The sequence below is a fragment of the Methylobacterium sp. M6A4_1b genome (assembly GCF_053345175.1).
In genome coordinates this window covers 1-26,320 of record NZ_JBKEZQ010000019.1, presented here as the reverse complement: position 1 = coordinate 26,320, position 26,320 = coordinate 1, and the positions used below count along the sequence as shown (strand labels likewise).

Annotated in this window: 23 protein-coding genes; 7 read left to right on the top strand and 16 right to left on the bottom strand. The window is 71.1% G+C overall.

The annotated features are described in order from the left end of the window. Positions 1-5: 5 nt before the first annotated feature. The 3 genes from ACLBWX_RS17055 to ACLBWX_RS17045 all read right to left on the bottom strand — a co-directional run bounded on the left by ACLBWX_RS17055 (position 6) and on the right by ACLBWX_RS17045 (position 2,693). The gene (locus ACLBWX_RS17055) at positions 6-785 is read right to left on the bottom strand and encodes an anti-sigma factor family protein (protein WP_447678238.1); all 780 of its coding nucleotides are present in this window, start codon (positions 783-785) and stop codon (positions 6-8) included. Between the two features lie 123 nt (positions 786-908). Continuing rightward, on the bottom strand, positions 909-1,523 hold the full coding sequence (locus tag ACLBWX_RS17050) for a sigma-70 family RNA polymerase sigma factor (protein WP_447678197.1): 615 nt from the start codon (positions 1,521-1,523) through the stop codon (positions 909-911). 57 nt (positions 1,524-1,580) lie between these two features. After that, a complete protein-coding gene (locus ACLBWX_RS17045) occupies positions 1,581-2,693 on the bottom strand; it encodes a patatin-like phospholipase family protein (RefSeq protein WP_447678196.1) in 1,113 nt (370 codons plus the stop codon). 344 nt (positions 2,694-3,037) lie between these two features. On the opposite strand from ACLBWX_RS17045, the gene ispG reads away from it, so the two are divergent. Further along, positions 3,038-4,345 (top strand): flavodoxin-dependent (E)-4-hydroxy-3-methylbut-2-enyl-diphosphate synthase, encoded by a 1,308-nt coding sequence (gene ispG, locus ACLBWX_RS17040; RefSeq protein WP_447678195.1) that lies wholly within the window; start codon positions 3,038-3,040, stop codon positions 4,343-4,345. Between the two features lie 206 nt (positions 4,346-4,551). Next, positions 4,552-6,501: a potassium transporter Kup gene (locus tag ACLBWX_RS17035; RefSeq protein WP_447678194.1), complete on the top strand. Its 1,950-nt coding sequence runs from the start codon at positions 4,552-4,554 to the stop codon at positions 6,499-6,501. Between the two features lie 19 nt (positions 6,502-6,520). On the opposite strand, the gene ACLBWX_RS17030 is transcribed toward ACLBWX_RS17035, so the two are convergent. The 5 genes from ACLBWX_RS17030 to ACLBWX_RS17010 form a co-directional block, all read right to left on the bottom strand. Beyond that, a complete protein-coding gene (locus ACLBWX_RS17030) occupies positions 6,521-6,877 on the bottom strand; it encodes a hypothetical protein (protein WP_447678193.1) in 357 nt (118 codons plus the stop codon). 146 nt (positions 6,878-7,023) lie between these two features. Beyond that, positions 7,024-7,743 carry a cell wall hydrolase gene (locus tag ACLBWX_RS17025; protein WP_447678192.1) on the bottom strand — a complete coding sequence of 240 codons (720 nt, stop codon included), beginning with the start codon at positions 7,741-7,743 and terminating at the stop codon, positions 7,024-7,026. Between the two features lie 222 nt (positions 7,744-7,965). After that, positions 7,966-8,379, bottom strand: a complete 414-nt coding sequence (locus ACLBWX_RS17020; RefSeq protein ID WP_447678237.1) for a GNAT family N-acetyltransferase — start codon at positions 8,377-8,379, stop codon at positions 7,966-7,968. Next, positions 8,376-11,270 (bottom strand): preprotein translocase subunit SecA, encoded by a 2,895-nt coding sequence (gene secA / locus ACLBWX_RS17015; protein ID WP_447678191.1) that lies wholly within the window; start codon positions 11,268-11,270, stop codon positions 8,376-8,378. The genes ACLBWX_RS17020 and secA overlap by 4 nt, the downstream gene beginning before the upstream one ends. Positions 11,271-11,528: 258 nt before the next feature. Next, positions 11,529-11,858, bottom strand: coding sequence for a hypothetical protein (locus ACLBWX_RS17010; protein WP_447678190.1), 330 nt, complete (start codon positions 11,856-11,858; stop codon positions 11,529-11,531). Positions 11,859-12,142: 284 nt separating this feature from the next. Between ACLBWX_RS17010 and ACLBWX_RS17005 the strand changes: the two genes are divergently transcribed. Beyond that, entirely contained in the window at positions 12,143-13,066 is a 924-nt protein-coding gene (locus tag ACLBWX_RS17005; RefSeq protein WP_447678236.1) for a peptidylprolyl isomerase, read from the top strand. Positions 13,067-13,072: 6 nt separating this feature from the next. Here the strand turns inward: ACLBWX_RS17005 and ACLBWX_RS17000 are convergent, their stop codons facing one another. The 5 genes from ACLBWX_RS17000 to ACLBWX_RS16980 all read right to left on the bottom strand — a co-directional run bounded on the left by ACLBWX_RS17000 (position 13,073) and on the right by ACLBWX_RS16980 (position 20,388). Continuing rightward, complete coding sequence (locus tag ACLBWX_RS17000; protein WP_447678189.1) at positions 13,073-14,245, bottom strand: GGDEF domain-containing protein; 1,173 nt, start codon at positions 14,243-14,245, stop codon at positions 13,073-13,075. A 152-nt stretch (positions 14,246-14,397) separates the two neighbouring features. Next, positions 14,398-15,693: an HlyC/CorC family transporter gene (locus ACLBWX_RS16995; protein WP_447678188.1), complete on the bottom strand. Its 1,296-nt coding sequence runs from the start codon at positions 15,691-15,693 to the stop codon at positions 14,398-14,400. A gap of 65 nt (positions 15,694-15,758) precedes the next feature. Further along, positions 15,759-18,629, bottom strand: a complete 2,871-nt coding sequence (locus ACLBWX_RS16990; protein WP_447678187.1) for a PAS domain-containing protein — start codon at positions 18,627-18,629, stop codon at positions 15,759-15,761. After that, the gene (aroB, locus tag ACLBWX_RS16985) at positions 18,626-19,744 is read right to left on the bottom strand and encodes a 3-dehydroquinate synthase (RefSeq protein WP_447678186.1); all 1,119 of its coding nucleotides are present in this window, start codon (positions 19,742-19,744) and stop codon (positions 18,626-18,628) included. Before aroB ends, ACLBWX_RS16990 begins: the two co-directional genes overlap by 4 nt. Next, on the bottom strand, positions 19,741-20,388 hold the full coding sequence (locus tag ACLBWX_RS16980; RefSeq protein ID WP_447678185.1) for a shikimate kinase: 648 nt from the start codon (positions 20,386-20,388) through the stop codon (positions 19,741-19,743). Before ACLBWX_RS16980 ends, aroB begins: the two co-directional genes overlap by 4 nt. A gap of 235 nt (positions 20,389-20,623) precedes the next feature. Between ACLBWX_RS16980 and ACLBWX_RS16975 the strand changes: the two genes are divergently transcribed. Both ACLBWX_RS16975 and ACLBWX_RS16970 read left to right on the top strand, forming a co-directional pair. Beyond that, on the top strand, positions 20,624-20,776 hold the full coding sequence (locus tag ACLBWX_RS16975; RefSeq protein ID WP_055946764.1) for a hypothetical protein: 153 nt from the start codon (positions 20,624-20,626) through the stop codon (positions 20,774-20,776). Between the two features lie 53 nt (positions 20,777-20,829). Continuing rightward, positions 20,830-21,726 carry a site-specific tyrosine recombinase XerD gene (locus ACLBWX_RS16970; protein ID WP_447678235.1) on the top strand — a complete coding sequence of 299 codons (897 nt, stop codon included), beginning with the start codon at positions 20,830-20,832 and terminating at the stop codon, positions 21,724-21,726. Positions 21,727-21,829: 103 nt separating this feature from the next. On the opposite strand, the gene ACLBWX_RS16965 is transcribed toward ACLBWX_RS16970, so the two are convergent. Further along, positions 21,830-23,077, bottom strand: a complete 1,248-nt coding sequence (locus ACLBWX_RS16965) for an AI-2E family transporter (RefSeq protein ID WP_447678184.1) — start codon at positions 23,075-23,077, stop codon at positions 21,830-21,832. 140 nt (positions 23,078-23,217) lie between these two features. Beyond that, the gene (locus ACLBWX_RS16960) at positions 23,218-23,673 is read right to left on the bottom strand and encodes a molybdenum cofactor biosynthesis protein MoaE (protein ID WP_447678183.1); all 456 of its coding nucleotides are present in this window, start codon (positions 23,671-23,673) and stop codon (positions 23,218-23,220) included. 150 nt (positions 23,674-23,823) lie between these two features. On the opposite strand from ACLBWX_RS16960, the gene ACLBWX_RS16955 reads away from it, so the two are divergent. Both ACLBWX_RS16955 and ACLBWX_RS16950 read left to right on the top strand, forming a co-directional pair. Beyond that, entirely contained in the window at positions 23,824-24,843 is a 1,020-nt protein-coding gene (locus ACLBWX_RS16955) for a gamma carbonic anhydrase family protein (RefSeq protein ID WP_447678182.1), read from the top strand. Positions 24,844-25,038: 195 nt separating this feature from the next. After that, positions 25,039-25,317: a hypothetical protein gene (locus ACLBWX_RS16950; protein ID WP_447678181.1), complete on the top strand. Its 279-nt coding sequence runs from the start codon at positions 25,039-25,041 to the stop codon at positions 25,315-25,317. Positions 25,318-25,426: 109 nt separating this feature from the next. Here the strand turns inward: ACLBWX_RS16950 and ACLBWX_RS16945 are convergent. Continuing rightward, positions 25,427-26,320, bottom strand: an 894-nt coding sequence (locus ACLBWX_RS16945) for a methyl-accepting chemotaxis protein (protein WP_447678180.1), incomplete at its 5' end; no start/stop codon positions are given.

The window sequence follows — 26,320 nt, the reverse complement described above, 5'->3', positions numbered from 1 at the left end:
CGGGTTCAGAGCTTCGTCGCGGTTCGGCCTGCGAGGCTGCGCGCCGCGGTTTCGAGCCCGGCATGGTCGCGGCCGCCGCTGAGGGCGTAGGCCGAGTGGCCGGCGGTCCAATAGGCCGTCTCGCCGTCGCCGGGGCTCGTGACCTCGCTCGGGGCAACGTGACCCTCGAGACTGCGGGTGGCAAAGAGCGAGACCTCGCCGAGCTTGCCGGCGTCGATCATGACCTCGATGCCGGTGCCGTTCCGGGCCGGGACGACCTGCAGATCCCGAACCGTCCAGTCGGCCGGCAGGTCGGGCAGCGCGATGCCGGTGGCGGCCGCGATGCCGGCGCGGTCGTAGGCCTGGGCCTGGTCGCCCCGCTGCGCGGCGATGCGGGCGCGGATCTGCGCCGCCTCGCGGGCGTGGCGGGCATCGGCCACCAGGGCCGGGTCGACGGGAGAGGCGAACGTGTCGGGCACGCCGAGGAAGGGGCCGTCCGAATGGGCGAGCCAGCCGGTGCCGACGAGGAGGGCGATCACCGCGGCCCGGCGCAGCCGGTCGCCGAACCGGCGCCAGGCCAGGGTCCGGTCGAGGCGGCGCGCGGCGGCCCGATTGCGCTCAGGTCCGGCGCCCGGAAGAGCGGCGAAGGCCTGCCGCAGGGCGTCTCGGTCGTGCAGCTCCGCCATGATCTGCGCGGCGGTCTCGGGGCTGCGGGCCAAGTGCGCCTCCACGTCGAGGCGGCGCAGACCGTCGAGCTGCCCGTCCACGAAGGCAATGAGGTCGTTTTCCGTGATCGGATCGATCATCGCGGTCTGTTCCATGGCGTCGGCTCCGGTCAGATACAGGGGGCGCGTCCCCGGACAAGGAGTCCCGGCCGCGCGAAGGACGGATCGGCCCGCAGGGGCGCTCCGTCCCAGTCTTCGAAAGCGTCAGGTGTCACCGACGGCCCGGCGCGGCTTGGCGTCCGCGTCGTCCTGGGCGACGAGGCGCAGGCGAGGCCGCTCGGCGGCGAGTCTCTGGCGCCGCTCGGCGACGCCACCTCCCTGGCGCTCGCCCTCCTCGAAGGCCCGCAGGGCGGCGCGGCCGCGGCCGAGGCGGGACATCAGCGTGCCGATGGGAATGCCGAGCACGGCCGCCGCATCCGCGTAGGCCATCCCTTCCAGGGTGACGAGGTGAAGGGCCGCGCGCTGCTCCTCCGGCAGGGTGAGGAAGGCGCGCCGGATCTGTGCGAGGCGCACCTGCGCCTCCTGGGCCGGAGGCGCCATCTCCTCGCTCATCTGGACCAGCGTGTCGGCATGGCGGGCCTCGACCCGCTTCCGGCGCTGCTCGTCGATGAAGACGTTGTGCAGCACCGTCATCATCCAGGTGCGCAAATTCGTGTTCGGCCGGGCCGCCTGACCCGATTCGAGAGCCCGCACCAGGGCATCGTGCACGAGGTCGTCGGCCCTGAGCGTGTCGCGCGTCAGGGCCCGCGCGTAGCGCCGGAGCGGCACGAGCAGATCGACGATGGCAGTGGGGCCGGGCCGGTTCGGTTCGGTCGTCATAAGAGCATCAACGCACGAACCGGTGGTCTTAATCCAGCCGGTCCATGCGCGAACGCATCAGCGGTAGGTCGCCTGGAGGTCGAGGGTGCAGGTCCGGCCGATCTGATCGTAGTTCTCCGCGATCCAGGTCTGCGCCGCGCCGCGGCCCTTGTCGCGCAGACGCTCGAACACCCGCCAGCGGGCATCGAGGCGCGAGGAGGCCTGGTACTCGTCGAGGGCCCCGGTGCCGTCGATGCGATGGACGTATTGCGACTGGTACTCGCCCCGACCGAGCACGCCTTCGGCGATGAGATGGTCGACGAAGTCGATGGCCCGCAGTTCACGCATCAGATTGGCGTTGAAGGTGATCTCGTTGAGCCGGTCCTGGATCTCCTGGGGCGTGCGCGGGGTCTCGCGGCGCTCCACCGGGTTGATCTGCACCAGGACGATGTCGCGGGTCTCGGCGCCGCGATAGAGCGGGTAGAGCGGCGGATTGCCGAGGTACCCGCCATCCCAGTACGGGACGCCGTCGATTTCCACGGCCTGGAACACGGTCGGCAGGCAGGCCGAGGCCATGAGGTGGTCGACGTTGAGGGCCTCGCGCTCGAACACCGCGAGCTTGCCGGTCCAGACATTGGTGGCAGAGACGAAGACCGCCGCCGTCTCGGCCGCACGCAGGCGATCGAAATCCACCTGCGCGGCCAGCACCTTGCGCAGGGGATTGTAGTTCATCGGGTTCGACGTGTAGGGGCTGGTCTTCAGGGCCCGGCCCCAGAACGCGGCGATGGGGTTGTTCGACCAGAACTCGAACAGGCCGCTGAAGGCGCGGCGCTGGGCCGGCCACAGATCACCGTCGAGGCTGACCTCGCGCCAGAACCGCGCCAGGGCGCGGCGGGCGCCGTCGGGGCCGCCCTCGAGCCAGCCGTCGACCATCACGACGGCGTTCATCGCCCCGGCGCTGGCGCCGGTGATCGCCTCGAAGCCGAGGCGTCCATCCTCGATCAGGGCGTCGAGCACGCCCCAGGTGAAAGCCCCGTGGGCGCCGCCGCCCTGCAGGGCGAGGGCCACCGTCTTCTCCGCCCGCGGTCCCGCCATCACGCGGGTTCCGGCGGCCGGCTGCATTCGCAGGTCCCGTTCGACGGGGACGTCGATGAGCGAATCGACCGGTGGTTCCTGATGCGGATCGAGCATGCGGATCTCCCGAGACTGATGCTGCACCGCAATATATGATGCTGCAAGGCCACAAACAGGCTGGAACGTGCAGTGGTTCCCTGTCCGTCACGCAGCCCTGCCTCCCGGACCAGTCCGGAAACTCGACATCGTCGCCCGGATGAGACATGGGAGAAGCCGAATACGATCAGCGCGTCCGCTGTGCCGTCCGGGATGCCGGGTGACGCAGCGGACTTGACGCCCGCCCGCCGTCATCTCAGCTAAACGATCGAGGGCCTAGAGTTCGCGGCATCGCAACGCCGCCACCCGGACCGGCCGGTGGCGCCCGTCCGCCAGCGGACGTTCCTCGGAGCGCACAGTCAACGATGGACATCATGGACGCGACCCCCGTCAACCCGATCAGCGGCACCGGCCCCGAGATCGCAGGCCCGAGCCCCCGGCACCGTACGGTCGGCGTCACCATCGGGTCCGGCGAGGGCGCGGTCACGGTGGGCGGCGGCGCGCCGATCGTCGTCCAGTCGATGACCAACACCGACACCGCCGACATCGACGGCACCGTGGCCCAGGTGGCCCAGCTGGCACGGGCCGGCTCGGAGCTCGTCCGCATCACCGTCGACCGCGACGAGGCCGCCGCCGCCGTGCCGAAGATCCGCGAGCGCCTCGACCGGATCGGCGTGCACGTGCCGCTGGTGGGCGACTTCCACTACATCGGCCACAAGCTCCTCGCCGACCATCCCGCCTGCGCCGAGGCGCTGGCCAAGTACCGGATCAACCCGGGCAATGTCGGCTTCAAGGAGAAGAAGGACACGCAGTTCTCGAGCATCATCGAGCAGGCGATCCGCTACAACAAGACCGTGCGCATCGGCGCGAACTGGGGCTCCCTCGACGAGGCCCTGCTCACCCACCTCATGGACGAGAACGCCCGCTCGCCCCGGCCCATCGACGCCCGCGCGGTGATGCGTGAGGCCATGGTGCAGTCGGCCCTCACCTCGGCCGAGCGCGCCGTGGAACTGGGCCTGTCCAAGGACAAGATCATCCTCTCGGCCAAGGTCTCGGCGGTGCAGGACCTCATCGCGGTCTACCGCGAGGTGGCGCGCCGCTCGGACTTCGCCATCCATCTCGGCCTCACCGAGGCGGGCATGGGCTCGAAGGGCCTGGTGGCCGCGTCCGCCGCCATCGGCGTGCTGCTGCAGGAGGGCATCGGCGACACGATCCGCTACTCGCTGACCCCCGAGCCGGGCGGCGACCGCACCGTCGAGGTGAAGGCATCGCAGGAACTCCTCCAGACCATGGGGTTCCGGACCTTCGTGCCGCTGGTGGCCGCCTGCCCGGGCTGCGGGCGCACCACCTCGACCACGTTCCAGGAACTCGCCCGCGACATCCAGAGCTGGATCGTCAACTCGATGCCGGAATGGAAGAAGGCCTATCCGGGCGTCGAGGGCCTCAACGTGGCGGTGATGGGCTGCATCGTGAACGGCCCCGGCGAGTCGAAGCACGCCGACATCGGCATCTCGCTGCCGGGCACCGGCGAGACCCCGACGGCCCCGGTCTTCATCGACGGCAAGAAGGCGATGACCCTGCGCGGGCCGACCCTCGCCAAGGACTTCGAGACCGTGGTGACCGACTACATCGAGCGGCGCTTCGGCTCCGGCAACCGCACGGCGGCCGAATAGGGCACCGCCCGACCGCGCGACCGGCCGTGACGGAACGGCGGCCCCTGCCTCAGGTCGCCGTTCTCCCATGCTGCGCCGCATGATAGCGTGAACGCACCCGTCCCCCGCCGGCCGACTTCGTCGGGTCCGGCCCCGGCGTTCCCGCACGCGGTCCCGAGCACCGCGCCGCGAGACGTTGGGCTCGCCACGAGCCTCGATCGAGCCGAATGACGCAATCCGCCCCTTCGAGCGCACCCGCCCCCAAACCCGAGGGCATAGGCGCGCCCCCTCCGGCCGAGGGCACCAGCGAGACCGCCCGCGCCCACGCGCCGGCGGGGCTCTGGACCCTGATGATCGGCTCGGTCGGCGTCGTCTACGGCGACATCGGGACGAGCCCGCTCTACGCCTTCCGCGAGGCGCTCGTCTCCGCGCGCGCCGACGGCATCCTCCTGCGGGAGGAGGTCCTCGGCGTCGCCTCGCTGATCCTGTGGGCGCTCGTCCTCATCGTCACCATCAAGTACGTCGTCATCCTGATGCGGATGGACAACAACGGCGAGGGTGGCATCCTCTCGCTGATGGCGCTCGCCCGCACCGCGCTGGGCGGCTCCCGCGTGGTGTTCATGTTCGGCCTTCTCGGCGCCTCTCTGTTCTACGGAGACGCCATCATCACGCCGGCGATCTCGGTGCTCTCGGCGGTGGAGGGACTGAAACTCGTCACCCCGGCCTTCGACGCCTACGTGCTGCCGATCACCATCGCGATCATCGTGCCGCTCTTCCTCATCCAGGTGCGGGGCACGGGCAAGGTGGCGGCGTTCTTCGGACCCGTCATGGTGGTGTGGTTCGCCGCGATGGCGCTCGCCGCCCTGCCCCACATCGCCGCCAACACCGACGTGTTCTGGGCGCTGAACCCCTATTACGCCGTGCACTACCTCCTCGGGCACGGCACCGGGGCCCTGGTGGCGCTCGGCGCCGTGTTCCTGGCGGTGACGGGCGCCGAAGCCCTGTTCGCCGATCTCGGGCATTTCGGACGCCGGCCGATCCAGATCGCCTGGCTCGCGCTGGTCGGCCCCTGCCTCGTGCTCAATTATTTCGGGCAGGCCGCCCTGGTGCTCTCGAAGCCCGACACCACCGACCCGTTCTTCCAGCTCGTGCCCGAATGGGGCCTGCTGCCGATGGTGCTGCTCGCCACCGCCGCCACCGTCACGGCGAGCCAGGCCGTCATCACCGGCGCCTTCTCGCTCTCGCGCCAGGCGATCCAGCTCGGCCTGCTGCCGCGCCTCGAGATCCGCCACACCTCCGAGTCGCATTCGGGCCAGATCTACCTGCCGCAGATCAATGCCCTGCTGATGGTCGGCGTCGTGATCCTGGCCGTGCTGTTCCGTTCCTCCGCGGCCTTGGCTTCGGCCTACGGCATCGCCGTGACGGGCACGATGCTGATCACCGCGAGCCTCGCCTTCCTGGTGCTGTGGAAGACCTGGAAGTGGTCGCCCTGGGCCGCCGGCCTCGCGATCCTGCCCTTCGCGGCGGTGGAGTTCCTGTTCCTGCTGTCGAACATGCTGAAGGTGTTCGAGGGCGGCTACGTGCCCCTGCTCTTCGCGGGCGCCCTGATCATCATGATGTGGACCTGGGTGCGCGGGGTGGGCATCCTCATCAACAAGACGCGCAAGACCGACGTCCCGTTGACCGAGCTCGTCAGCATGCTCGAGAAGAGCCCGCCGCATCACGTGCGCGGCACGGCGGTGTTCCTCACCAGCGACCCCTACATCGCCCCCGCCGCTCTGCTGCACAATCTCAAGCACAACAAGGTGCTGCACGAGAAGAACGTTGTGCTCACCGTCGAGACCGTGGACACGCCCCGGGCCTCGGAAGCCGACCGCATTCACATCGAGCCGATCGGCCCGCATTTCCACAAGGTCGTGATGAAGTTCGGCTACATGGAGACGCCGAACATTCCCCGGACTCTGACGCTGCTGCGCAAGCAGGGCTTCAAGTTCGACATCATGGCGACCTCGTTCTTCCTCTCGCGCCGCTCGATCCGACCGGCCGCCCATTCGAGCATGCCCCTGTGGCAGGACCGGATCTTCATCACCCTGGCCAAGAACGCCAACGACGCCACGGACTTCTTCCAGATCCCCACCGGCCGCGTGGTCGAAGTGGGGACCCAGGTCACCGTGTAGGGAACGCTCCGAGGCCGGGTTACGAGTCCGGTGTGCCTGCGGTGACCGGATCGGTGGGCTGCACCGGTCTCATGCCATGAGCGATGGCTGCGGTGGCGCCGCCTCGCCCGGTCGACCCCGGCGCGGTCTCGCTGATCCCGCCGCGCAGCGCCAGATCGATGGGCTCGTCGAGGAAGGGCACCGGCGCGGCCTTCCGAGGCGCAGAACGCCCGTAATAGGCCCTGAGCAGCGGCGTCCGCTCGAGAAGATGGGCCTCGACGCGATCGCTCAGACGTCCGACCGGACCCGTCAGCGCATCGAAGCTCCCGGTGAGGGCGCGGACGATTGCGCGCGTGCACGCCGTGGCGAGGCCGGCGACCGGACGAAGAATGTTCATCGTGACCTGCAGTGAGGAGGGCGCACGATGGAAAGTAGGGCGGTGCTCCCGACCATCCCCGCGACCGAAAGCGGCACGCGCGGTACTGGAACCGGAGGCGCGTCAGGATCCGGCGGTCGGTTCGATTTCCTGTTCCGCGCGCCGGCTCACGGCCTCGGCAGGTTTAGGACGGGCGGCGGGATCAGCGGTTCCGGGGCCAGGGCGGCCGGCGTCAGGGCGACGCGGCTGCGGGCGGGTGTCGTCGCCTTGGCGGCGGGAGCGGTCTTCTCCTCGGCGGCAGCTCGCGCCGTGCGGATCGGAGCCGCGCGAGCGCGCGGCGCTGACGCGGCCGAGGTCACGGGCGTGGGCGCCGTCACGGCCGAGGCGGGGGCCGACGGGATGGAAACCGGGGTCCCGACCACGGGCATCGTCGGCGCCGCGGGGGCCTGGGCGGATGCGAAGGCGAGGGCGGTCGCCGGGACCGGCGGCTCGGCCTGGGTCACGGCGCCGGGCTTGCGCTTCTCGTAGAAGGCGTTGCCGCCGGCCACCGCCACGTAGTGCATGTTGTTGTAGGGGAAGCGCAGGCCGGCGGTGTGGAAGTACATCGCCCGACCGACCTTGGGATGGCGCTGGCCGTCGAGGACGGCGTCCGTGACCTCGGCGACCTTCTGCAGGCTCTTGTCGTCCATCTTCTTCGTCAGGACGCCGGGGGCGAATTGCCGGGGCTGCCCGACCACGGCGCAGATCCCGCCATTGGGGAAGGCGGCGGCCTCGAGCCGGTTCATCACCACCGTGCCGACGGCGAGCAGGCCTTCCGAATCGCTGCGGTTGGACTCGAAGTACATCGCCCGACCGAGACAGTCGCGCTCCTCATCGGTGACAGACACCGGCTTGGCTGCGATCGTCGAACCCGTCGACGCAGGTGCACCCGCATAGGTATTGCAACCACCGAGGGTCGGCACCGCCAGAAGGAGACCAAGTAGAGGCAGCGTCGTCGCCGATCGGATTTCCTGCATGCCGCCTCGCCCCACTCCCTCAAGCGTATCCATTAGGCTTGACCACCAAATGGGTTCGTTTTCGGGCAGAGACGGTCATTCCGAGGCGGCGCGTCAGGCCTCGCGGTCGTAACGGAAAGCGTCCGCGACCCGCGGCATCCCGATGTGATCGTAGAAGCTGACGGCACCGGGAGCCGCCGTCAGCAGGAGCGAGGCCTGCGCCCCGATCGCCGCGCGGGTGGCGGCGATGAGCCCCTGGCCGATCCGGAGGCCCTGGACCGAGCGGCTCACCGCCAGGTCCGAGAGGTAGGCGCAGAACACGAAATCGGTCAGCGTGCGCGCGACGCCGACGAGTTCGCCGTCCCGCCCGGCGGTCACCACGAGGTCGGCCTGCGCCAGCATCCGGGCGAGGCGCGCCAGATCGTCGGCCGGCCGGCGCGCCGCGAGGCCGGATTCGATCAGGACGCGGCGAAACTCCGCCGCGCCGAGGTCCGGCTCGATGCCGTAGGCGACTTCCGGCACGCTCAGGCCGTCAGCGTCCCATGGCAGTGCTTGTACTTCTTGCCCGAGCCGCAGGGGCACGGCTCGTTGCGCCCGACGCGGCCCCAGGTGGAGGAATCGTCCGGGTTGCGCTCGAGGACGGCCGTGTCCGTGCCCATCTCGCGGGCGGCGTAGCCGTAGGCGGGTCCCCCGCCCCCGTCGCTGCCGGAGCCATGGCCCGCCATCTCGTTCTCGCCGGTGACGGGGTCGAGGTGCTGGGCGAACATCGGCGGCAGGCCGGGCTGGGCGAAGGGATTGTCGGCGCCCTCCGCGGGTGGCTCCTCGTACATGATCTCGATGCGCGAGAGCTGCTGCGTCACCTGCTCGCGCAGGGCGGCGACCAGACTGTTGAAGAGCTCGAACGCCTCGGACTTGTACTCGTTGAGGGGATCGCGCTGGGCGACGCCGCGCCAGCCCACCACCTGGCGCAAGTGGTCGAGGGTGACGAGGTGCTCGCGCCAGAGGTGATCGAGGGTCTGCAGGAGCACCTGCTTCTCGACATAGGTCATCACCTCGGGCGTGTTCTTCTCCGTACGCTGGGCATAGGCCTCGTCGGCGGCCTGCCGCAGGCGGTCGCGCATCTCCTCGTCGGCGATGCCCTCCTCCTTGGCCCAGGTCTCCACCGGCACGTCGAGGTTGAGCACGGTCTGGACCCGCTCGCGCAGCCCCTCGATGTCCCACTGCTCCGCATAGGCGTTCTCGGGCACGTGCACGGCCACGAGGTCGTCGACGACGCCATGGCGCATCTCGTCCACGGTCTCGCGCACGCTCTCCTGGCCCATGAAGTCGCGGCGCTGCTCGAACACGACCTTGCGCTGGTCGTTCATGACGTTGTCGTACTTGAGCACGTTCTTGCGCATGTCGAAGTTGCGCGCCTCGACCTTCTGCTGCGCCTTCTCGATGGCCTTGTTGATCCAAGGGTGGATGATCGCCTCGCCCTGCTCCAGGCCGAGGCGGGTCAACATGCCGTCCATGCGGTCAGACCCGAAGATCCGCATCAGGTCGTCCTGGAGCGACAGGTAGAACTTCGAGCGGCCGGGATCGCCCTGGCGTCCGGAGCGACCGCGCAGCTGGTTGTCGATGCGGCGGGATTCGTGACGCTCGGTACCGATGATGTAGAGGCCGCCCGGCAGAGCGACCTTGCGGCCCGCCTCCGGATCGGCCGGCTCGCCCGAGGCCAGCACCTTGTCGCGGTTCTGGGCGATTTCGGCCTTGATCGCCTCGATCTTCGCGTCGCGCTCCGGACCCTCGGGCACGCCCGCCACTTCCTTCTCGACCCGCATCTCGACGTTGCCACCGAGTTTGATGTCGGTGCCGCGGCCGGCCATGTTGGTCGCGATGGTGATGGCGCCAGGCACGCCGGCCTCGGCGACGATGTAGGCCTCCTGCTCGTGGAAGCGGGCGTTCAGCACGGCGAACCGCTTCGTCACCCGGCCCTCGCGGGCGGCGGCGTAGACGTCGGTCAGGGCATTGGGGTCCGAGTAGTCGAGCTGGCGGAAACCCGCCTTGACCAGCATCTCGGCGAGATGCTGCGACTTCTCGATCGAGCCGGTGCCGACCAGGATCGGCTGGTGGCGGGCATGCGCCTTCTCGATCTCGGCGATGATGCCGTCGTACTTCTCGCCCACCGTCCGGTAGACCTCGTCGTCCTCGTCGACGCGCTCGACTTCCTTGTTGGTCGGAATGTCGACGACCTCGAGCTTGTAGATCTCGGCGAATTCGTCAGCCTCGGTGGAGGCGGTGCCGGTCATGCCGGCGAGCTTGGAATAGAGGCGGAAGTAGTTCTGGAAGGTGATCGAGGCCAGCGTCTGGTTCTCGGGCTGGATCGTCACCCGCTCCTTCGCCTCCAGGGCCTGGTGGAGGCCTTCCGAGTAGCGCCGACCCTGCATCATGCGGCCGGTGAACTCGTCGATGATCACCACCTCGTCGTTCTTGACGATGTAGTCCTTGTCCAGGGTGAACAGGGTATGGGCGCGCAGCGCCAGATTCACATGGTGGACCAGCGAGACGTTGTGCGCGTCGTAGAGGTCGCCGTCCTTCAGAAGGTCCGCGCCGCGCAGGAGATCCTCGACGAACTCGTTGCCGCTCTCGGTCAACGAGACCGTGCGCTGCTTCTCGTCGAGGTCGTAATGCTCGCGCTCCAGGTGGGGCATCAGGGCGTCGACGGAGACGTAGAGTTCGGAACGGTCGTCCACCGGGCCGGAGATGATGAGCGGGGTCCGCGCCTCGTCGATCAGGATCGAATCGACCTCGTCGACGATCGCGTAGTTGTGGCCGCGCTGCGCGAGCTGGGAGAGCTCGTACTTCATGTTGTCGCGCAGGTAGTCGAACCCGAACTCGTTGTTGGTGCCGTAGGTGATGTCGCAGGCGTAAGCCTCCTTCCGCTGCTCGTCGTCGAGACCATGCACGATGGTGCCGACGGTGAGTCCGAGGAAGCGGTAGACCCGGCCCATCCACTCCGCGTCGCGGGCGGCGAGGTAGTCGTTCACGGTGACGACGTGGACGCCGAGGCCCGAGAGGGCGTTGAGATAGACCGGCAGGGTCGCCACCAGGGTCTTGCCCTCGCCGGTGCGCATCTCGGCGATGCCGCTCTCGTGCAGGACCATGCCGCCGATGAGCTGGACGTCGAAGTGCCGCTGGCCGAGCACGCGCTTGGCCGCCTCGCGCACGGTGGCGAAGGCGGGCACGAGGATGTCGTCGAGGGTCTTGCCGGCGGCGAGCTCGGCCTTCAGCATCGTGGTGCGGGCGCGCAGGTCGTCGTCCGAGAGCGCGGCGACCTGCGGCTCCAGGGCGTTGATCTCGGCCACACGGGGACGATAGCCCTTCACGCGCCGGTCGTTGGACGAGCCGAAAATCTTCTTGGCGAGGGCACCGAGCATCGTGAACCTACGGTCGATCGAATAAGTCTGAAGGCGAGTGTTGGCCGGGCTTATAGAGGTAAACACGGGCCGGCGCATCCGAAAGAGCCGCCCCCGGCCTCAACGCCCGGAAGCGGGGTGCGGCGGGCCTGCGCAGAGCGGGCGGACGACGCCGAGCGGCCGCGCGCCCGGGCGGGCGGGCGGCAGCCGACGTCGCACACAAACGCGGTACGGCTCCGTTTCGATCCGGCGCGCGATGACCGGCTCGAAGGCCCGCTGTCAGTTGATCACGCAGAAACCGGCGCCGGCGCCGACCACCCGCCGCGGCGCACATCCCATCTCGGCGGTCCGGACCTCGCGGGTCGCCCGAGGACTCGCGGCGAGGACGGGCATCACCCGGCGCAGGCCGGGATCGCGTGCGACCGGAGCAGGGTCGAGGCGGGGCCGGGACACCGACGCCGCGGCGGCGCCGGAGGGCATGAGGACGATGGTTCCGGCCTGTCCGCCGCGCGCGCCACCACGGAACCCGCGCCCCCGTGCCTCGGCCTCGCCGGCCAGGCCGACGATCAGGGCAAGCACGGCCGCTCCGACGACGAGACCTCCCCGCATCGTGATCTCCTCAGCGATTGGACCCGGTGAGGCTAGGCGGACCGGCTTAACGACGCCTCTCGGGAACCCGTCGCATTCGCCGAGACCCCGCGCCCGGATTCGACCGTTCCGCGCCACGACCGTGCTTGCCATCGGAGCTTGCCATCGGAGCGCGCACGCGCCACCTGATGTCGCGGCAAAACCGCGGCTTCCGGCCGCCCGTCTCTCTCGACCGCCCCATGCGACGACCTCCGGCCGGCCTGGGCCGCGACGCGGGCGGCGCTCCCAAGGACGCCTCCATGACGATGATCAAGTCCCTCTCGCGCCCCGGTCTCCTGCCCACGGGCCTTCTGCGCACGAGCCTCCTGCGCACGGGTGCCGTCGCGCTGGCCCTCGGCCTGCCGCTGGCCTCCGCCCGGGCGCAGGCACCCGCAGCGGCTCCGGCCGCCCCGGTGGCGCCCGAGACCGTGGTGGCGAAGGTGAACGGCGCGCCGATCACCGCCGGGGATCTCGCCATCGCGGCCGAGGATCCGGCCCTGTCGCTGCCTGGGGTCGACGACGCCCAGAAGAAGTCCCTGCTCGTCGACTACATGATCGACCTCAAGGTCGGGGCCCAGGCGGCGGAGACCGCCAAGGTCGGTGATTCGCCGGACTTCCAGCGCAAGCTCGCCTACTTCAAGGACAAGCTCCTCCTCGACGAGTACCTGGAGCGGGAGGCCAAGAAGGCCGCGACCCCGGAGGCGGCCAAGGCCCTCTACGACCAGACCGTCAAGGCGATGAAGCCCGAGGAGGAGGTGCATGCCCGCCACATCCTCGTGGAGAGCGAGGACGAGGCCAAGAAGATCGCCGCGCGCATCAAGGGCGGCGAGGACTTCGCCCGGATCGCGGCCGAGGTGTCGAAGGATCCCGGCTCGAAGACCGAGGGCGGCGATCTCGGCTGGTTCACGAAGGAGCGCATGGTCGCCCCCTTCGCCGAGGCCGCCTTCAAGATGAGCCCGGGCCAGGTCTCCGATCCGGTCAAGACCCAGTTCGGCTGGCACGTGATCAAGCTCGAGGAGAAGCGCACGAAGCCGGTCCCGACCTTCGACGAGATGCGGGAGCAGGTGGACCAGTACCTCACCCGCAAGGCGCAGCAGGACCTGATCCTCAAGCTGCGCGAGGGCGCCAAGATCGACCGCACGGCCGCGGCCCCCGCCGTGGCGCCCGCTCCGGCCCAGAAGGCGCCGTAACGGGCCTCAGGCGACCCGGCGCAGCGGGCGCGGCGCGGGCTCGGTCCGCCCGCGTCCATTGCGCTTGGCTCGGTAGAGGGCGGCGTCGGCCCGGCTGAGCAGGGCATCGAGGCGCCGGCCGGGCGCTGCCGAGGCGGCGGCGTCCGCTGTCGCGAGTCCGATGCTGACGCCGATCGCGAGCCGCGGCAGTTCCGGCACGGCGATCCGGGCCACGGCGCGGCGCAGGAACTCGGCCTTGGCCAGGGCTTCCTCCGGGGTCAGGCCGCGCAGGAGGCAGGCGAATTCCTCACCGCCCATCCGCCCGAAGAGCGCGGCGCCCGGCAGCAGCGCCCCCACCGCGTGGCAGAACCCGACGAGGACGCCGTCGCCCACCGCGTGGCCGTGCACGTCGTTGATGCGCTTGAAATGGTCGAGGTCGAACAGGAGCAGGGTGACGTCGCCCCCGGCGGTCAGGGCCGCCTCCGCCCGGGCCACGAAGGCGCGCCGGCTGAGGATGCCGGTGAGCGCGTCGGTGTCGGCGGCCAGCCGCTGCAGGCGTTCCGCGCGCTCCTTCGTCAGCGACATGAACACGAAGGCGATCGCCAGGGTGAAGAGCATGCCGGCGAGGCACAGGATCGTCAGCCAGGGCGACTGCAGCGGATTCGGCGTGGTCTGCGGCGGTACGACGATCGCGAGGGGCACGCGGATCCAGTAGGCGACGGTGTAGAGCGACAGCAGGGCGACCCCAGGATAGCGCGACACCAGGGGCTCGGCCCGTGCCCGCCAGATCTCGCGCGCGGCGAGGAGGCAGAAGCCGCCGGCGAGGCTCGAAGCCAGGATGACCCGGGCGGGAACCGAGGCGAAGAAGGCCGGGATCAGGCAGCTGCCGCTCCAGAGCGCGACGGCCACCGCGATCGGCATGAACCGCGGGGGCCGGCCCTCGAAGGCGCGGGTCCCGGTCCAGATCAATCCGTAGGCGCCGATCATCACGCCGTTGGCGACGCCGATCGAGGCCCAGTCCGGTATGATCCCGCGTAGGGACAGCAGGGCTGAGGCCATCGCGCCGGTGATGTGGGCGGCGCCCCAGATCGCCAGGGCGTGGACGTGCCGGGCCTGACTCCACGACAGCAGGAACAGGCTTCCGACCATGGAGGTCAGAATCACGGTCACGAGCAGAAGGGTCGAGGCATCGAGCAGCATCGATCGGTTCCGCCCCCCTCGCTCGCTCGATGTGCGGAGACCCCTCGCCTCCTCGGGACAGTCGGATGACTGCCCGATGCTATCCTAAACGATCACGGTTACCCAGACATGGACGACGGATGCCCGTTCGCGACGTCCGCGGAACGGAGGTCTCAGGGCTCCGCCTTGCGGGGACCGGGGCCGAGGGGCGTGATCCGCAGGGCGGTGATCCGGTTGCGGGCCTTGCGCAGGACCTGAAAGCGGAAGCCGTGGAAGTTGAAGGCGGTCCCGGTGTCGGGAATCGCCCGGGCCTCGTGGATGACGAGGCCCGCGATGGTGGTGGCCTCGTCGTCGGGCAGGTCCCAGTCCATCGCCCGGTTGAGGTCGCGGATCGGCACGCCGCCATCGGCCTGGACCGAGCCGTCGCCCTGGGGCCGAACGCCGGAGACGGTGACGTCGTGCTCGTCGGCGATGTCGCCGACGATCTCCTCGAGGATGTCCTCCAGGGTCACGAGGCCCATCACCTCGCCGTACTCGTCGACCACCAGGGCGAAGTGGGTCTTCTTGGTGAGAAAGGCCTTGAGCTGGTCGCGCAGGGAGGTGGTGTCCGGCACGAACCAGGTCTCCAGCGCCAGGGCCTCGACCTTGAGGCCTGAGGCGTCGCCGCCGGCGGCGTCGAGCGCGCGCAGGAGATCCTTGGCGTGCAGCACGCCGACGATGTTCTCCGTCGTGCCGCGCCAGAGGGGCATGCGCGTGTAGGGCGAGGCCAGCACCGCGCGCACGATCTCCTCCGAGGGCAGGTCGGCATCGATGGTGCGCATCTTGGTGCGGTGGACCATCACCTCGGAGACGGTGAGGTCGGACAGGTCGAGGAGGCCGCCGAGCATGTCGCGCTCGGCCTTGGCGACTCCGCCCTCGCGATGCAGCAGGGCGACCTGGCCGCGAATCTCGTCCGTGGCCGAGAGGATGGTCTGGCGTTCGCCAATCCGGACGCCGAAGGGCCGGAGCATGGCGCGCACCAGGGCCTCGATGGCGAGCGCCGCCGGCCCGAGCAGGGCCACCGCGAAGGCCACCGGCCGGGCCATGACCAGGGCGGCGCTGTCCGGCTTGTTGATCGCGAGGGTCTTGGGCAGAACCTCGGCGAAGATGATGACGAGGACCGACATCACCCCGGTGGCGTAGAGGACGCCGCTCTTGCCGAAGAGGGTCGTGAGCACGCTGGTGGTGAAGGCCGAGGCGCCGATCGCCACGATGTTGTAGCCGATGAGCATGGCGCCGATGAAGCGCTCGCGGCTCGCCATGATGGCGTTGACGAGGCGCGCGCGTGCGTCGCCGGCATTCTCCAGGGCCAGCATCCGGGCCCGGGACGCCGCCGTGAAGGCGGTCTCCGCCCCGGCGAAGAAGGCCGAGAGCAGGAGCGAGATCGCCACGATGCTCGCGGCCAGCCAGAGATCGGTATGGGGTTCCATGCGCGCCGATGCCGGAGGATGTCGTCAGGACGAGCCGTTGATTACCACGGCGCGGGCCGGACGGTTCACGGCCCGCCGGTCCCGGCGATGAGTTCCTTGATCCGCCCGGCCAGCGCCTCCATCACGAAGGGCTTGGTCAGGACCTGCATGCCGGGCGCGAGGTAGCCGTTGCCGAGCACGGCGTTCTCGGCGTAGCCGGTGATGAACAGCACCTTCAGGTCGGGGCGCGCGACCCGGCCGGCATCGGCCATCTGGCGGCCGTTCATGCCGCCGGGCAGCCCGACATCGGTGACGAGGAGGTCGAGCCGCACGTCGGATTCGAGCACCTTGAGGCCGGCCGCCCCGTCCGCCGCCTCGATGGCGGTGTAGCCGAGATCCTCCAGCACCTCGGTGACGAGCATCCGCACCGTGGGCTCGTCGTCCACGATGAGCACGGTCTGGCCCTGCTCGGCCCGGGGCGCGTGAGCGAGGTCGGCCTCGGCATCGCGGGCCTCGACCTCCCCGTAGTGGCGGGGCAGGTAGAGGCAGACCGTGGTGCCCTGACCGACCTCCGAATAGATCCGCACCTGGCCGCCCGACTGGCGGGCGAAGCCGTAGATCATCGACAGGCCGAGGCCCGTGCCCTCGCCGAGCGGCTTCGTGGTGAAGAACGGGTCGAAGGCGCGGGCGATCACCTCCGGCGTCATGCCGATGCCGGTATCGGTCACGCAGAGGGAGAGGAACTGGCCGGGCTCCAGGTCACGGTCGCGGGCGGCACGGGCATCGAGCCACTTGTTCGCCGTCTCGATGGTGATGCGCCCGCCCTCCGGCATGGCGTCGCGCGCGTTGATGCAGAGGTTGAGCAGAGCGTTCTCGAGCTGGTTCGGATCGACCAGGGCGGTCCAGAGCCCGGCCGCGCCCACCACCTCGATGGTCACCGCGGGGCCGACGGTCCGGCGCACCAGTTCCTCCATGCCGGCGATCAGGCCGTTCACGCTGGTGGGCCGGGGGTCGAGGGTCTGGCGGCGCGAGAAGGCGAGGAGACGGTGCGTCAGGGCCGCGGCCCGCTTGGCCGCGCCCTGCGCCGCGTTGATGTAGCGGTCGAGGTCGGTGACCCGCCCCTGTGCCATCCGGGCCTGGAGCAGTTCGAGGCTGCCGGAGATGCCCGTGAGCAGGTTGTTGAAGTCGTGGGCGAGGCCGCCGGTGAGCTGGCCCACCGCCTCCATCTTCTGCGCCTGGCGCAGGGCCTCCTCGGTCCGGCGCTGGTCGGTGACGTCCCGCCCGATGATGGTGAAGATCTCGCCGTCGGGGGCCGCCGTCCACATCACCGTGCGCCGGTCGCCCGCCTTGGTGAGGACGCGGTCGACGAAGCCGGTCACGGTCTCGCCCCGCGCGAGGCGACGGACCACCTCTTCCGTCTCGGCGTGGTCGGCGGGATCGATCAGCGCGGCGAAGGGCCGGCCGAGCAGCGCGTCGTCGTCCCAGCCGAGGGTGCGGCCCCAGGCCGGGTTGATGGTCTTCAGGTAGCCGTCGAGCCCGGCGGTGCCCATCAGGTCGGTGGTGGTCTCCCAGATGCGGTCGCGCTCGCGGGTGCGGCTCTCGACCTGGCGCTCCAGGCTGGTGTTGAGGCGCGCCAGCTCGGCGCTGGCGGACTTCTGATCGTCGATGTCGGTGCTGGTGCCGACCCAGCGCAGGATGGTGCCGTCCGCTGCCCGGATCGGCTCGGCTCGGACGAGGAACCAGCGATGGGCGCCGTCCGCGCGGCGGATGCGGAACTCGCCCGCGTAGGGCCGGCCGTCGGCACGGCAGGCCTCCCACCGCTCCATCGCCTCGCGGTCGGCGGGGTGGACCACAGGAGCCCAGGCCGCGCCGTGAACGGCGTCGAGGGCGGGACCGCAATAGGTGGCGCAGGCGGCGTTGAACCAGTCGAGGGCGCCGGCGGCGGAAGCGGCCCAGACATGGATCGGCACGGCCTGCGCGAAGGCGTGGAACTGCGCGTCGCTGGCCCGCCGGGCGAAGGTCGCGCGGCTGCGCTCGGTCGCCGCGCGCACGCGCTCGGCGACGTTGCGCATGAAGGCGAGTTCTTCGGGCGACCAGGACCGGGCGGTGGCGTGGTTGAGGTAGAGGAGCGCGACGAAGCCGCCGTGCTCGGTCAGCGGCATGTTGACGAAGGACTGCGCGCTGATCGCCTTCAGGGCCTCGGCGCCGGAGGCGGTGCGCGGATCGGCGTCGGCATCGCTGCAGATCACGGTCTCGCCGCGCTTCAGGTCCTCGATGTACGAGCCGTAATCACGGAAATGCAGGGTCCCGGCGAGACTGCGGATGCCGGGAGCGTTCCAGTCGCGCTCGATCAGGATCGTTTCGGCCACCGGATCGATGGTGCCGTAGCCGGCCCGGCTGACGCCGAGGGTGGTGCCGAGGATCTCGGCGGCCGCGTAGGCGATCGCGGCGGTGTCGTCGAGGTCGCGCAGGCGATCGCCGAGTTCGGCCACCGCGATGCGCCGGGCCTCGGCGGCGCGGCGCTCCTCGATGTCGATGGCGAGGACGAAGAACCCCTCCACCGCTCCGGTCTCGGTCCGCCGCGGGATGTACTGGATCGCGCAGGCCCGCAGCCGGCCGTGGCGGTCCGGCAGGACTCCGTCGCGCGCGACGCTCTCGCCGGCCAGCGCCCGGTCCATGTCCGGGCGGCGCTGGGCGAAGACCGCGTCGCCGAGCACCTCGCGCGCGTGGCGGCCGACCAGGGTCTCCACACCGCGCCCGAACCAGATCTCGTAGTAGCGATTGTTGAACCGGTAGGTGTAGTCGCGGTCGAGATAAGCCACGAGCACCGGCAGCGCATCGGTGATCAGATGCAGCTCCGCCTCGCCCCGCTCGGCCGGCGCGCTGCGCAGGCGGGCGACCTCGGCCTCCAGCGCCGCGATGCGGCGATGCAGGCCCTCGGTTTCGGGAATGCTCAAGCGGCGCTCAATTCGGCGGTCAGGAAGGCGCGGACCTCGGCACCGTCGATGCCGGGCGCGATGAAACTCTGGCCGATGCCGCGCGCCAGGATGAAGGTCAGCGCGCCGTCGCGAACCTTCTTGTCCTGGGCCATCGCCGCCACCAACGCATCGGCGTCGCCGCAGCCGCCGGGCACCGCCTGGAGCCGGGTCGGCAGGCCGGCGAGGGCGAGGTGGTTGGCGACGCGGCCGGCATCCTGACCCGGGCACAGGCCGAGGCGGGCGGAGAAGCGGAAGGCCAGCGCCAATCCGATCGCCACCGCCTCGCCATGGACGAGGCGGGCGGAGTCGTAGCCGGTCAGGCGCTCCAGGGCATGCGCGAAGGTGTGGCCGAGGTTGAGCAGGGCGCGCTCGCCGTCCTCGCGCTCGTCGCGCACCACCACGCCGGCCTTCGACCGGCAGCAGATCGCCACCGCCTCGTCGCGCTCCGGCCCGCCCGCGAAGATGCCGGCCCAGTGCGCCTCGCACCAGTCGAAGAAGCGCGCATCGTTGATGAGGCCGTACTTGGCCACCTCGGCGTAGCCCGCCCGCATCTCCCGCTCCGACAGGGTGTCGAGGGTGGCGGTGTCGGCCAGCACCAGGCGGGGCTGATGGAAGGCACCGATGAGGTTCTTGCCGTGAGGCGAGTTGATCCCGGTCTTGCCGCCGACCGAGGAATCGACCTGGGCGAGAAGGCTCGTCGGCGCCTGCACGAAGCGCACGCCGCGGCGCAGGGTGGCGGCAGCGAAGCCCGCGAGGTCGCCGACGACGCCGCCGCCGAGCGCCACCACGAGGTCGTTGCGCTCGACCTTGTGGGCCAGAAGCCCGTCGCAGACCGCCGCGTAGGTGGCGTAGGACTTCGAGGCCTCGCCCGGGGCCACGGTGACGAGGCCCGAGCGCAGGCCTGCCGCCGCGAGGCCGTCCTGCAGGCGCGCGCCGTAGAGGGCGGCCACGTTGGTATCGGAAACGATCACCGCCGCCTTCGCCCCGAGGGCGGCCACGTGCCGGCCGGCCTCGTCGAGGAGGCCGCGCCCGATCAGGATGTCGTAGGCGCGGCCCTGGTCGAGGGGCACGGCCACGGTGAGGCGGTCGGTCACTGGGCTGCGATCCCGGTCTGTGAGGGTCGGTTCAGGTGAGCGTCCAGGGCTTCCATGACGTCCTGCACCACCCGGTCGTGGGCGACGTCGCGGGAGATCACCTCCACGTCGGCGGTGGCGTAGACCGGATGGCGCTGGGCCATGAGCTGGCGCAGGGTCTCCTCCGGGTCCTCGGTCTGGAGGAGCGGGCGGCCGCCGCGCTTGCGCACCCGGCGCATCAGCACGTCGAGTTCGGCCTTCAACCAGATCGAGACGCCGCCCTCGGCGATGCGGGCGCGGGTGGTCTCGCGCATGAAGGCGCCGCCGCCGGTGGCCAGCACCAGGGGACCCTCGCGCATCAGGCGGGCGATGACCCGCTCCTCGCCATCGCGAAAGCTGGGTTCGCCGTAGATCGCGAAGATGTCCGGGATGGTGAGCTTGGCCGCCGTCTCGATCTCGTTGTCGGCATCCTTGAACATCAGGCCGAGGCGGGCGGCCAGCCGTCGGCCGACGGTGCTCTTGCCAGCGCCCATGAGGCCGACGAGCACGATCGACCGGTGCCCGAGGGCCCGGCGCAGGCGCAGCTCGATCGGCTCGCCGCCGGAGGCGGCGTCCGGCGGTTCACCCGGGGGCGGGACGCCACCCTGAGGAGGGACTTCGGTCATCACGGACATCTACACATCGTTGGGCGGGTCTTAGCGCGTTTTCCGGTGGGGGCGAAGCACCCGGCACGGGGCGCGCACCGGAATGCCGTGCCGCCTGTGGCCACGAAGTCATTGCCATCGGCGCCCGCGCGTGATGCAACCCTCGAGCTTGTCGCCAGCCACATCCGGCTCCTGAAGCCGTCTGGCCCCCGAGGCGCGCCGCCTTGCCGGCGCCGCACGATCGAGGTTCGTCCGAGTGCCGACCCTGTTCCGTTTCCTCGCCACCCTCGCCATCCTGGCCGGGCTCGCCTTCGCGGGGATGTTCGCGCTGGCGACCTTCGTGGTGCCGACCCCGCGGGAGATGAGCGTGACCATCCCGGCCTCGAAGCTCCAGCCGCCGAACCGGTGACGCGGGCGCCGCTCCCTGCTCCGACCGCGCCCGGCGAGCTTTCCGCCGGCGAGATCCTGATCCGCGACTACCTCGACATGCTCGCCGCCGAGCGGGGCGCGGCCGCCAACACCCTGGCGGCCTATCGGCGCGACCTCGCCGACTACCTCGCCGCCCTCGCACGGGACGGGCACGATCCCGTCGCGATGGAGGCAGCCCCCTTGCGGGCTTACCTCGCCGACCTCGAGACGCGCGGCCTCTCGGCCGCCTCCGCGGCGCGGCGCCTCTCCTGCATCCGGGGCTTCCACCGCTTCCTCTATGCCGAGGGCCTGGCCGAGGACGATCCGAGCGCACCGATCGGCGGGCCGCGCCGGGTCCGCGCCCTGCCCAAGGTGCTCTCGGTGGCGGAGGTCGACCGGCTGCTCGCCACGGCCCGGGAGGGTGCGACCGCAAACGCGGCGTCCGGCGACGCCCGGGGCACGCGCATGCTCTGCCTGATCGAACTCCTCTACGCGACGGGCCTGCGCGTCTCCGAGCTCATCGCCCTGCCCCGGGCGGCGGCCTCCACGAAGGAGCGCTACCTCGTGGTCAAGGGCAAGGGCGGGCGCGAGCGGCTGGTGCCCCTCACGGACATCGCCCGGAGCGCCATGCGCGACCACCTCGCCACCCTGCGCGCCGACGGCCCCTGGCTGTTTCCCGCCGACAGCGCGAGCGGGCACCTGACCCGGCAGTCCTTCGCCCGCGATCTGAAGACGGTGGCCGCCGCCGCCGGCCTCCGGGCCGACCGGGTCAGCCCGCATGTGCTGCGCCACGCCTTCGCGAGCCACCTCCTGCAGAACGGCGCGGACCTGCGCATCGTGCAGGAACTCCTCGGCCACGCCGACATCTCGACCACGCAGATCTACACCCACGTCCTCGACGAACGGCTGAAGAGCATGGTCCGCGACCTGCACCCGCTGATGGACGAGTGAGCTCCGGCGACGGCGCGCCGGGACCCCGCCGGACGCTCCGATCCCGGGCGGCGGCCTGCAGAGGGGCCGGCAGAGGAGCCGGCAGAGGAGCCGGGAAGTCGCCTCAGCCCTCCGCCTCCTCGTGCAGGGTGTCCTCGATGTAGAGCTGCGCCAGCAAGACCTTCGCCACCGCCATCAGCGGCAGGGCCAGGGCGATGCCCCAGAGGCCGAAGATGACGCCGAGCACGAGCTGGCCGGCGAAGATCGTCGCCGGCGGGATGTCGAGGGCCTGCTTCTGGATGAAGGGGGTGAGCCCGTAGCTCTCCAGGGTCTGCACCGCGAGGTAGACGCCGAGGGCTCCCAGGAGCGCCGTGGTGCCCGAGGCCAGGGAGGCCAGGAGGATCACGACGCCGGCGATCAGCGGCCCGATGGTGGGGATGAAGGCGAGGAGCCCGGCCTGGAGACCGAGGATGAGGGACCCGCCGATGCCCAGGAAGGCCAGGCCCGCCCAGGTGCAGACGAAGATCACCGCCATGGTGATGAGCTGGCCGAACAGCCAGTGGCGCAGCGTCTCGCCCATGCCGTCGAGGAGGGCGGTGGCGCGGTCCCGGTGCGCGGGCGGCACGAAGCGCACGAGGCCGTCGCGATAGGCGCCCGGATCGGCCGCCACCGAGAGGCCGAGGAAGACGATGACGAGGGCGTTGCCCAGCGCGCTGAACAGGCCGATCACCACGGTGGCCGCCGGCCCGAGCACGCTGCCGGCATCCGACAGCAGCGACCCGGGGCTCTTCATCGCCCCCGAGGCGAGACCGGCGAGGCCGCCGGGCTTCTGGCCCGAGGCCGCGGAGTCGTCGCCCCTGGACGCCGATTCCTGCCCCTCCCCGGAGGCGCCGCCCTTGCCGTCGGCGCCCTTGCCGTCAGCCCCCTTGCCATCGACACCCTTACTATCGACGCCCTTGCCATCGACACCCTTGGCGGGGGCGATCTCGGGCAGGTCGATGCCGTAATCCTTCAGCCGGTCGCGCACGGTGCCGGCCTGGGCCGCCACGGTCTGGCCGAGGTCCCGCCCCTGCTGCACGATGGTGGCGCCGCCGAAGGCGATGAGCGCGAGGGTCAGGCCGGCGAGCACGAGGCTGACGAGGCCGAGGCGCAGGCCCCGGCTTCCCGGCAGAACCCGACCGAGGAGACGCGTCAAGCCGTCGAGGAAGACGCCGAGCAGGATGCCGGCGAAGACGAGGAACAGCGTCGAGGTCGCCATCCAGGCGAGCGCCAGGACGGCGATGAAGGCCACGACGGCGATGCCGGAGACGGCGAGCGACCAGCTGCGCGGGCGCGGGCCGGCCGGCTCCTCGCTGAGGAAGGGAATGGGCATGAGGGGAACGGACTCCTGGCGCGCCGCGGGCACGAGGCACGATCCGGCGGCGCCGGAGAGCCCCGCGGTTCGAGCGAGCGGTCGCGACGAAAACGTCTCAAGGCCGCGCTTCGGTTCCGTGAAGCGTGGCGGTGACGTGGCTAGTCCCAGCGCGCGGCGGCCCGGTCATCCGCCTCCGTCGCCTCGACCCAGCCGCCCGTGGTGCCGTCGGCGAGATGCTCGCGCTTCCAGAACGGCGCCCGCGTCTTGAGGTAATCCATCAGGAAGCTCGCCGCCTCGAAGGCCGCGATCCGGTGGCTCGACGCGGTGACCACGAGGACGATGCCGTCGCCGGGCGCCACGAGGCCGTGGCGGTGGATCACGCGCACCCCCTGGAGCGGCCAGCGCCCGCGGGCGGTCTCGACCACCCGGCCGATCTCCGCCTCGGCCATGCCGGGATAATGCTCCAGCTCGAGCCCCGTGAGGCGGCCGCCCTCGTCGCGGCACAGGCCCGTGAAGGTGACGATCGCCCCCGCCCGGCCCCCGAGCTCATCGGTGAGGCGCGCGATCTCGGCGCTCGCGTCGAAGGGCGCGCTCTGGATGCTGATGTCGGGCATGGTCTCCCCTTGGAACGGTACCCGGCCCGGAGCCGCCTTCCGGGCGGTACACCCTTGACGAGGCCCGGCGAACCTGCCCTCACGGGCACGGGCGCTCTATGCCCCCGAACGCCCGGCGACGCCACCGGGATGCGAAGGACATCTTCCGCCGTGACCCCAGAGCTGATCCTGCCCCATGACGGCACCCTGCCGGTCTTCTCGGCCCGTCCGGTCTGGTGCGGGCGCGCGAGCACGGTGATCGGCGACGCGGCCATCGGCGCGCAGGCCTGGCTCGGCGACCACAGCGTGATTCGCGCCGACGGCGACCGGATCGTCATCGGCGAGCGCTTCTGGCTCGGCCATCGCTCCACCGTTCACATCGCCACCAACACCTATCCGACCCTGGTGGGCGACCGGGTGACGGTGGGCCGCAACGCCGTGGTGCATGCCTGCACCATCGGCTCGGACGTGGTGATCGAGGACGATGCGATCGTGCTCGACGGCGCGCGCGTCGAGAGCGGCGTGCTGATCGAGGCGGGCGCCACCGTCTTCCCCCGGGCGCATCTCGCCGCCGGATTCGCCTATGCGGGCAGCCCGGCCAAGGCGGTGCGGGCGATCAGCCTGCCCGAGATCGCCGAGCAGGCGGAGCGCCTGCGCGAGGCCTCCGGCGACCTGCCGATGCCGCCGGCCGCCGACGAGCCGGAGCCGGAGCCCAGCGTCTACGTCGCCCGCACCGCGCGCCTGCGCGGCCGCATCGCCCTCGGGACCGGCTCCACCGTGCTGTTCTCCTGCGACCTGCACGCCGAGGTCGGCCCCATCGTGGTCGGGGCCAACACCAACATCCAGGACAACAGCGTCATCCGCGCCCGCGGCGAGGGCGTCGTGCTCGGGCGCGACACCACGGTCGGGCACAATGTCCGCCTCGCCGACTGCCGCATCGGCGCCCGCAGCCTCATCGGCATCGGCTGCGTCGTCGCCCCCGGCACCGTGATCGCCGACGACGTGCTGCTGGCCGCCGGCGCCACCACCGATCCGGGCCAGCTCCTGGAGGGCGGACAGCTCTGGGGCGGCCGTCCGGCCCGCATCCTCGGGCCGCTCGATGCCGAGAAGCGCGCGATGATGGCCCGGGTGGTCGAGGGCTACGTGGCCCACGGCGTGGCCTACCGGCAGGCGGAAGCGGCGCTGCCATAGCCCCGTGACACTCGAGACGACGCGCGACCGCCAGACGTCGTCCCGCGCCGTTCGTGCGATGAATCCCAGATCGCCAACCGTATTCATCCCTGCAGCGCAGCAGAGATGGCCGTGCGGGCGGGCCGATTGTTTCCGGAACGCTTCTCGGCAGGCGGACGTTGTCCGCCCCCGAACGCCGGGTGCCAGGAGGTCTTCATGAAAGCCGTCACGCTCGCCCTCGCCAGCACGCTCGCCCTCAGCACGGCCGCCCTCGCCGCCGGCAGCGGTCCGGGCTCCGCCAACAACGCCCCCGGCCAGGAGATGCAGCAGAACGGGTCGCAGTACGGCTCCCCCGGGGCCTCGGGCTCCGCGCCGGGCCAGGAGAAGGGCGCGACCACGGGCTCGACCAATCGCTCCGGCATGGAGACGAACGGAAGCGGGTCCCCCGCAGCGTCGGGCGCCGCCGGCATGAAGCCCGGCGCCGCCGGTCGCTGAGCCTGAGACGCCGAAGGGCCCGGATCGCTCCGGGTCCTTCCTGGGCCGAGCGGCGTGTGGCCCCGGGCGGCGCTTTTCAGGCGGCGCGTACGGTGGCCGGGCGCCGCCCTCAGGCGGCGCGTACGGTGGCGAGGAAGCGCTGGACCTCGGCGCTGAGATGCTCGGACTGGCGCGACAGCTCGGAGGCGGCGCCCAGCACCTGGGCGGCGGCCGCGCCCGTCTCCTCGGCCGCGCCGGCCACGCCCGCGATGTTGGTCGTCACCGCCCCCGTGCCCTGCGCCGCCTGGGCCACGTTGCGCACGATCTCCTGGGTCGCCGCCCCCTGCTCCTCCACCGCCGCCGAGATCGAGGTGGCCACGCCGCTGATCTCGCGGATGCGCGCCGCGATCCCGCCGATCGCCTCCACCGCCTGGCCCGTCGAGCCCTGGATCTGGGCGATCTGCCCGCCGATCTCCTCGGTGGCCCGCGCCGTCTGGTTGGCCAGCTCCTTGACCTCGGCCGCCACCACCGCGAAGCCCCGCCCCGCCTCGCCGGCCCGCGCCGCCTCGATGGTGGCGTTCAGCGCCAGCAGGTTGGTCTGGCCCGCGATCGAGGTGATCATCGTCACCACGTCGCCGATGCGCGCCACCGCCGTGTTGAGGGTCTGCACGAAGGTGGCGGTCTGGGCGGCCTCGGCCACGGCGGTCTGGGCCATGGCGGCCGAGTTGCTGACCTGGCGGCCGATCTCCTGCACCGAGGAGCCGAGCTCCTCGGCCGCCGCCGCCACGGTGTTGACGTTGCAGGCCGCCTCGTCGGCGGCCGCGGCCACGCTGGTGGACTGGTTGGCCGTCTGGGTGGCGGTGCCGGCCATGCTCTGGGCGGTGGCCTGCAGCTCGGTGGCCGAGCTCGTCACCATGCTGATGATGCCGCCCACCGCCCCCTCGAAGCTCTCGGCCATCGCCCGCATCGCCGCCTTGCGCTGCGCCTCCGCCCCGGACCGCGCCAGAACCGTCTCCTCCTCGAG

What these genes read in the sequence shown, in the direction of transcription:
- ACLBWX_RS17055 (WP_447678238.1), bottom strand. Translation starts at nt 785, where the DNA reads ATGATCGATCCGATCACGGAAAACGACCTCATTGCCTTCGTGGACGGG.
- ACLBWX_RS17050 (WP_447678197.1), bottom strand. Translation starts at nt 1,523, where the DNA reads ATGACGACCGAACCGAACCGGCCCGGCCCCACTGCCATCGTCGATCTG.
- ACLBWX_RS17045 (WP_447678196.1), bottom strand. Translation starts at nt 2,693, where the DNA reads ATGCTCGATCCGCATCAGGAACCACCGGTCGATTCGCTCATCGACGTC.
- ispG (WP_447678195.1), top strand. Translation starts at nt 3,038, where the DNA reads ATGGACATCATGGACGCGACCCCCGTCAACCCGATCAGCGGCACCGGC.
- ACLBWX_RS17035 (WP_447678194.1), top strand. Translation starts at nt 4,552, where the DNA reads ATGACGCAATCCGCCCCTTCGAGCGCACCCGCCCCCAAACCCGAGGGC.
- ACLBWX_RS17030 (WP_447678193.1), bottom strand. Translation starts at nt 6,877, where the DNA reads ATGAACATTCTTCGTCCGGTCGCCGGCCTCGCCACGGCGTGCACGCGC.
- secA (WP_447678191.1), bottom strand. Translation starts at nt 11,270, where the DNA reads ATGCTCGGTGCCCTCGCCAAGAAGATTTTCGGCTCGTCCAACGACCGG.
- ACLBWX_RS17010 (WP_447678190.1), bottom strand. Translation starts at nt 11,858, where the DNA reads ATGCGGGGAGGTCTCGTCGTCGGAGCGGCCGTGCTTGCCCTGATCGTC.
- ACLBWX_RS17005 (WP_447678236.1), top strand. Translation starts at nt 12,143, where the DNA reads ATGATCAAGTCCCTCTCGCGCCCCGGTCTCCTGCCCACGGGCCTTCTG.
- ACLBWX_RS17000 (WP_447678189.1), bottom strand. Translation starts at nt 14,245, where the DNA reads ATGCTGCTCGATGCCTCGACCCTTCTGCTCGTGACCGTGATTCTGACC.
- ACLBWX_RS16995 (WP_447678188.1), bottom strand. Translation starts at nt 15,693, where the DNA reads ATGGAACCCCATACCGATCTCTGGCTGGCCGCGAGCATCGTGGCGATC.
- ACLBWX_RS16980 (WP_447678185.1), bottom strand. Translation starts at nt 20,388, where the DNA reads ATGACCGAAGTCCCTCCTCAGGGTGGCGTCCCGCCCCCGGGTGAACCG.
- ACLBWX_RS16965 (WP_447678184.1), bottom strand. Translation starts at nt 23,077, where the DNA reads ATGCCCATTCCCTTCCTCAGCGAGGAGCCGGCCGGCCCGCGCCCGCGC.
- ACLBWX_RS16960 (WP_447678183.1), bottom strand. Translation starts at nt 23,673, where the DNA reads ATGCCCGACATCAGCATCCAGAGCGCGCCCTTCGACGCGAGCGCCGAG.
- ACLBWX_RS16950 (WP_447678181.1), top strand. Translation starts at nt 25,039, where the DNA reads ATGAAAGCCGTCACGCTCGCCCTCGCCAGCACGCTCGCCCTCAGCACG.